Here is a 4,529-nt window from a genome sequence, read left to right on the forward strand (position 1 = left end):
AGCATCCCGCGCATCTGTAGTCAGGCGAATCCAGCTCCCAATCACTTCATAACCGAACGCGTGAGCTTTGAAGTTGCGTTTTTGCGTGAGGCATTGTTTTTTTCATAACCCGACGCGTCAGCGAGGCGAAGTCAACTTCGGTATTCCCTCGCAGACGCTTCGGGTTATGAGAAAGCTGACGCTTCGGCTTTTGAGAAAAACGCAACTTCAAAACGCGAGCGAGAGGGACCACACGGAACCCTGGCGAATCTGGCCACCAGGTCGACGTAGGCCAGGTCTCACCGTTTTCTGACACCGTATGTGGGCGAATTTCCACGTGTCGCACCTCTTCCGAAACGAATTGGAAGGTGAGGTCGAGCGACGTCGTTCAGGCCTACGCAGGGGTAAGAGCTTGAACAGACGAGGCGAGGCGAACGACTTCACGCCGGTCTCTCGAAACCCCAAGACGCCGCCAACGCATCCGCCGCCTCTTCGATGTCAGTGATCTCCCCCCAGCCACCGTTCCGCAGAAACGCATGCGCAAACTCGTGAGCGATCACATAACGTGCGAACCCTTCCGTCGCGTCCGCCAACTTGCTTCGCAGAATCACGCAGCGACTACCGTTTCCATCAATCCCCGGGGCGGGCATCAAAAACGACCAGCCCACACCGGGAACGTAGTTGTCGATTTCTACTCGAAAGCGTTCATCGTTCAAGAAATCCGCCTGCACGTCCGCTGGCAGTTGCCTCAAAACAGCCAGCACCCTTTCCTGCAAAACAGGGTACTCCTCAAAGGGTGCGATGTAATCGGAGAACGACATAGCAAACAAGCGAGTGATGAAAGAGCAAAGTTTGAAAGGAGCGGCTACCTCAAAATATGCCAGGTAGCTTTCCGAAAAGATAGGCAAACCAAGACCATCCAAACGAACATCGCCATCCACCCTCGTTGGGCGCAACAAGGCCCGAAGGGTCGACACATCCATTGCCGGGGTCGTCAGGCCCCGGAACGATGGACCACCCACACGGCCAAAGCCCGAAGGGACATCGATTTTATCAACGACATTTTTGGGCGTGTTCTTCGCAGAGGACGGAAACCGTAATGGATGAGGCAAACGATTCCTTCCCCACGCAAGGGACTCGTCGCCCCGTCCACTACCACTCGTCCACGACCAAATGAGACCGAGATTTGGGGACCAATGCCCGACACTGCTGTCATCCCCTCCCTTCTGAACTGCTCAGTCCCAGCTAAGACTTCCGGCGGCTTGGTACTCGGTGACGCGGGTCTCAAAGAAGTTTTTTTCTTTGGCCAAATCCATTGTCTCGCTCATCCACGGGAAAGGATTCGCTGAACCGTACTGCATGGGCAATCCAATTCGTTCCAGTCGACGATCGGCAATGTGCTGGACGTAGTCTCGGAAGAGCCCTTCGTTGAGCCCCATGATGCCGTTGGGCAAACAGTCCCCGGCGTAGTCCAGTTCCAACTCGACTGCTTGTTTGACACGGTCGACCATCGCTTGTTGAAATTCCGGTGTCCACAGATGTGGATTCTCGGCCTTGATACCATTGATCAAGTCGATCCCGAAGTTCAGGTGAATGGTTTCGTCGCGAAGGATGTACTGGAACTGCTCTCCGATCCCGGTCATCAAGTTGCGTCGATGGAACGACAGCATCATCACAAACCCGGTGTAAAAGAACACGCCTTCCATGATTAAATAGTAACCAATCAGGTTCTTCAGGAAGGCTTGGGAACCTTCATCGGTCGCGGTGGAGAAATCGGGGTCCATCACTTCCGCGGTGAGTTCGGTTTCGAAAGCGTCTTTGTTGGCGATGGAGGGCACCTCGTGGTACATGTTGAACACCTCGCCTTCGTCCAGCCCAAGACTATCGACGACGTACAAGAACGTGTGTGAATGCACCGCTTCTTCAAACGCTTGTCGCAACAAGTATTGCCGGCACTCCGCATTCGTGACGTGCCGAAAAATCGCGAGAACGAGATTGTTGCCAACCAAACTTTCGGCGGTCGAAAAGAACCCTAGATTCCGCATGATGACTCGTCGCTCAGCATCGGACAATTGATTGCTGCGCCAGATCTCGATGTCTTTGGTCATCGGGACTTCAGTGGGCATCCAGTGATTGGCGCACCCATTGTTGTAGTGTTCCCAAGCCCAGTTGTACTTCAACGGCATCAACTGATTGACGTCGACTTGGTTGCAGTTGATCAACCGCTTGTCAGACGCATCAAAACGATTGCGTGTGGAAACTGGAGATTGCGATGAAGAAACTTTGGTCATGATTACATTCGGGGGTCGGTTGGAATGGGGACGGTACTGCGGTCACGAAGCCATCTGGCAAGCGCGAGACGAGTGGGAAGAAGCACGGGGCCATCGATCAGTTCGTCCTCCGCATTGAGCAGACAAATTTGAAAAGGACCGTCACGCGATGGCAGATCAAACCCTCCTTGGTCCGTCAAAATCAATTGCCGACCGTCGTTCTCCACCCGCGTCCAGGCGCGAGAAACACCTGGCGTATGATGAACTTGAAAACCACGCTCGATCCAATTGATGTAGAACAACATGCCTTATTGGCAGGCTTCACAATCGGGGTCTTCGATACTGCATGCCGTAGGCGTGACGACTCGATCCACTCGAATCGAACCGGAATGACTTTGAGATTTCATCCAGCGGGGCTGGATGCCGTGCCGGTTGATATCAACGGTCGATTTCTCGACTTGAGTCGCTGCGAGGGATCGAAGGTAATAAGTTGTCTTGAGGCCACTTTTCCAGGCTTGCGTGTACATCGCGTCAATCGCCTTCCCGCTGGGTTGAGCCAAGTACAGGTTCAACGATTGCCCCTGGTCGATCCACTTCTGGCGTTTCGCGGCAGCGGCGACTAACCAGCGAGGCTCGATTTCAAAGGCCGTTGCAAACACGGACTTGACCTCCTCTGGCAAACGCGGAATGTCACGAACGGTGCCGTCAAAGTGCTTGAGCGCATCCAGCGTTTCCGCATCCCACAAGCCTTGTGACTTGAGGACCTCGACCAGGCGATGGTTGGTTTGCGTGAATTCGCCTGACAAGTTGCTCTTGGAATAGAGCAGTTTGTAGGTGGGCTCAATCGATTGGGTGCAGCCAACGATGGTGGAGATCGTGGCGGTGGGTGCGATTGCCACGCAGTTGCTGTTTCGCATGCCGTGCAGAGCAACCGAATCACGCACAACTTGCCAGTCCAAGGTTTGCTGGCGATCGATCTCAACCGCGTCGCCACGACTTTGTTCCAGCAAATCCAGGGTATCAATTGGCAGCAAACCTCGGTCCCATTTGGATCCCGAATACGACTCGTACTTTCCGCGGTCGCGAGCTAACTCGGACGATGCCAGAATGGCATAGTAGCTGATCGCTTCCATGCTGCGGTCAGCAAACTCAATCGCTTCGTCGCTGGCCATCGGAATACGCAACTCATGCAACGCATCTTGGTAACCCATCAAGCCGAGTCCAACGGGACGATGCCTCGCGTTCGCATTCTTCGATTCAGGAGTGGGATAAAAGTTGATGTCGATCACGTTGTCGAGCATCCGCATCGCGATGTTGACCGAGGCGCGAAGCAAGTCTTGGTTCAGTTCGCCATTCACAATGTGAGCTGACAAGTTGATCGAACCAAGATTGCAAACAGCGGTTTCATCGGCACTGGTGTTCAACAAAATTTCGGTGCACAGGTTGCTGCTATGAACGACACCGCAGTGGTCCTGTGGGGAACGAATGTTGGATGGGTCTTTGAAAGTGACCCACGGATGTCCGGTTTCAAACAGGCGTGTCAGTAGTTTCCGCCACAACTCGGAAGCAGGCATTTCGCGAGATTGACGCATCCGCCCCGCGTGGGCCTCTCGCTCATAGAACTCGTAGCGTTCCTTGAACGCTTCGCCATACAGGTCGTGCAAATCAGGCACCTCATCGGGACTGAAGAAGGTCCATGTCCGGCCCTCTTGCAGCCGCTGCATGAACAGATCAGGAATCCACGCTGCGGTATGCATGTCGTGAGTTCGTCGTCGGTCGTCACCGGTATTCTTTCGCAAGTCCAGGAATTCGACGAAGTCCAAGTGCCAAGGTTCCATGTACGCACACACGGCACCTTTCCGTTTGCCACCTTGGTTCACGGCGACCGCGGCATCGTTGACGATCTTTAAGAACGGAATCACACCTTGGCTTTCACCGTTGGTGCCGCTGATACGAGCACCGGTCGCACGAATGTTGGTCCAATCGTTCCCTAAACCACCAGCCCACTTGGATAGCATCGCGTTGTCGCCGACACACTTGAAGATGTGCTGCAAGTCATCCTCGATCGTCGTCAGATAACAACTGCTGAGTTGTGGGTGTGGCGTGCCAGAATTGAAGAGCGTGGGGGTGGCACAGGTGAACCGCATCGATGAGAGCAAATCATAGAACTCGATCGCCCGATCTTCACGATTTTCGCTTTCTGCCAGTGCGAGTCCCATCGCGACCCGCATCCAGAAATACTGCGGCGTTTCGATGCGGCGGCCTTCGATATGCAACAGG

4 protein-coding genes are annotated in these 4,529 nt (G+C 54.2%); all 4 read right to left on the minus strand.

Annotation, left to right across the window (positions count from 1 at the left end; all coding sequences use genetic code 11):
- Positions 1–419: 419 nt before the first annotated feature.
- Positions 420–800: a hypothetical protein gene (locus tag ACF8AM_RS16820; RefSeq protein WP_392556751.1), complete on the minus strand. Its 381-nt coding sequence runs from the start codon at positions 798–800 to the stop codon at positions 420–422.
- Positions 801–1,214: 414 nt separating this feature from the next.
- Positions 1,215–2,270 (minus strand): ribonucleotide-diphosphate reductase subunit beta, encoded by a 1,056-nt coding sequence (locus tag ACF8AM_RS16825; RefSeq protein WP_392556752.1) that lies wholly within the window; start codon positions 2,268–2,270, stop codon positions 1,215–1,217.
- Positions 2,271–2,272: 2 nt separating this feature from the next.
- The gene (locus tag ACF8AM_RS16830; protein WP_392556753.1) at positions 2,273–2,554 is read right to left on the minus strand and encodes a hypothetical protein; all 282 of its coding nucleotides are present in this window, start codon (positions 2,552–2,554) and stop codon (positions 2,273–2,275) included.
- A 3-nt stretch (positions 2,555–2,557) separates the two neighbouring features.
- Positions 2,558–4,529 (minus strand): ribonucleoside-diphosphate reductase subunit alpha (locus ACF8AM_RS16835; RefSeq protein WP_392556754.1); only part of this gene is annotated, 1,972 nt, incomplete at its 5' end.

The organism is Rhodopirellula sp. JB055 (assembly GCF_043100905.1).
Classification (GTDB): domain Bacteria; phylum Planctomycetota; class Planctomycetia; order Pirellulales; family Pirellulaceae; genus Rhodopirellula.

Coding starts and splice junctions, on each gene's coding strand:
- ACF8AM_RS16820 (WP_392556751.1), bottom strand. CDS start 800: ATGTCGTTCTCCGATTACATCGCACCCTTTGAGGAGTACCCTGTTTTG.
- ACF8AM_RS16825 (WP_392556752.1), bottom strand. CDS start 2,270: ATGACCAAAGTTTCTTCATCGCAATCTCCAGTTTCCACACGCAATCGT.
- ACF8AM_RS16830 (WP_392556753.1), bottom strand. CDS start 2,554: ATGTTGTTCTACATCAATTGGATCGAGCGTGGTTTTCAAGTTCATCAT.